Source organism: Dietzia sp. DQ12-76, from assembly GCF_014145045.1.
In the GTDB taxonomy this organism is placed as follows: Bacteria; Actinomycetota; Actinomycetes; order Mycobacteriales; family Mycobacteriaceae; genus Dietzia.
On the sequence record NZ_JAALDV010000429.1, the window covers coordinates 16,275 to 18,252 of the forward strand.

Genomic DNA, 1,978 nt, shown 5'->3' on the forward strand with positions numbered 1-1,978 from the left:
GCAGGTGGGCCACCGCGGCCCTCAGGATGTCCACCGCGGCGTCGCGGCGCTCTTCGGTGAACCTCGCCTCGGGACCCGACGCGGACACGGCGACCGCGGCGGCGCCCGCCCCGACCGTGATCGCGACGCAGCGGACCCCCTCTTCTTGTTCCGACTCGTCCGTGGCGAATCCCACGCGCCGGATGCGCTCGAGTTCCTCGATCAGGGTGTCCGGCTCGACGATCGTGGAGTCCGTGTACCCGGGCATACCGGTCCTCGCGAGCATCGCGCGGACCTCGTCGTCGTGGTCTCGGGCGGCCAACGCCTTGCCCACCGCCGTGCAGTGCACGTGCACCCGGCGTCCCACCTCGGTGAACATCCGCATCGAATGCGGTGACGGTACCTGGGCGAGGTACACCACGCCGTCCCCGTCGCGGACGGCGAGGTTGGCGGTCTCGCCGGTCCCCTCGACGACGGCCTCGAGGACCGGTGTCGCCCACGACCGCGTCGCCTGTGCCGCCACCTCACCGATCCGCTGCAACCGGGGGCCGAGCAGATAGTCGCGGCGGGTGTCCCGACGGAGATGACCGGTCTCGGCGAGGGTCCCGCAGAGTCGGTGGACGGTCGCCGCGGCCAATCCGGTATCAGCGCACAGTTCGCCGAGAGTGGCGCGACCGCCTCGGCGGGCCAGCGAGTCGAGCAGGGCGAACGCCCTGTCCACCGACTGGACACGTCCTCGACCAGCGTTCGGTGAGCTCACCGCTGCACCCCGTCCAGGATCTCGAGCGCGGCGTCCAGGGGCGTCCGACCACCGGCAGGTGCCCCGTCGACCGGACGGGTGTCGGTGTCGATCCACCTGATGCGGTGATCACGCCCGAACCAGGACCGCTGCCTGCGGACGTAGCGTCGGGTGCCGATCACCGTCCGCTCGCGGGCGCGGGCCACTCCCCCCTCGTCGATCGCCAGGTCGTCGTCCATCTCGTCGAGTACCTGCGCATACCCGATCGCCCGACGGGCCGTCACGCCCTCGAGCAGTCCGAGTCCGACGAGTCCTCGCACCTCCGCGACCAGCCCGTCATCGAACATCCGGACGGTACGCGCCTCCAGCCGTTCATCCAGTTCTCCGAGCGCGCAGCGGAGGCCGAGCAGGCGTGTGCCCCACCGGGGGTCGCCGATCGTCGGCCTGGAGGCGGAGAACGGCTTCCCGGTCAGTTCGATCACCTCCAGTGCCCGCACCGTCCGGCGGGGATCAGTCGGCAGGATGGACCGCGCGGCCTCGGGGTCCACGCGGCCGAGCTCGGCGTGCAACGCCTGTACCCCGATCTCCTCGAGGCGCCGTTCGTAGGAGGCCCGGACCTGCGGGTCGGTGTCCGGGATGGCCCAGTCGTCGACCAGTGCCTGGATGTACATCATCGACCCCCCGCACAGGATCGGTACGCGCCCGCGTCGCCGGATCTCGGCGACCTCGCGTTCGGCCTCGCGACGGAAGTCGGCGACGCTCGCGGTCTGCGTCACGTCGAGCACGTCGAGCCTGTGGTGCGGGATCCCGCGCCGGAGGGACAGCGGCAGCTTCGCGGTGCCGATGTCCATGCCCCGGTACTGCTGCATGGCGTCGCAGTTGATCACCTCGCCGCCCAGCCGCTCCGCCAGATCGAGGGCGAGTTCGGACTTCCCGGTCCCGGTCGGCCCCACCACGGCGACCGGTGCTGGGCCGCTCACTCCTGGTCCCCCGCCGCCGCGGAGTCCGACAACGACAAGGCCCATCGAGCACCGTGGTACCCCACCCCGAAGGGGGCCCACGAGATCGACTCCACGGCCGCCCGGTGCCCCACCAGCCCGGAGAGCTCGAGCCACGCGGGCCTGCTCCACCACCCCACCGCCTGCGCCACCGCGTCCCCGGGATCCGGGAGCGGACCGCCGTTCCGTAACCACCCGGTCAGGTCGGCATCGAGGGCGACGCCGCGCGGATCCTCGGGGACGGGCGCGCGGGGGGAGAGCG

General features: G+C 72.2%; 2 protein-coding genes and 1 pseudogene. All 3 read right to left on the reverse strand.

Annotated features, from left to right (window positions below; genetic code table 11):
• Positions 1 to 700 (reverse strand): IclR family transcriptional regulator (locus tag G6019_RS14020; protein WP_309230253.1); only part of this gene is annotated, 700 nt, incomplete at its 3' end.
• A 35-nt stretch (positions 701 to 735) separates the two neighbouring features.
• Positions 736 to 1,743 (reverse strand): tRNA (adenosine(37)-N6)-dimethylallyltransferase MiaA, encoded by a 1,008-nt coding sequence (gene miaA, locus G6019_RS14025; protein ID WP_182612470.1) that lies wholly within the window; start codon positions 1,741 to 1,743, stop codon positions 736 to 738.
• Positions 1,695 to 1,978, reverse strand: a pseudogene (locus tag G6019_RS14030) (hypothetical protein); the annotation flags it as partial. The gene miaA and the pseudogene G6019_RS14030, both read right to left, overlap by 49 nt.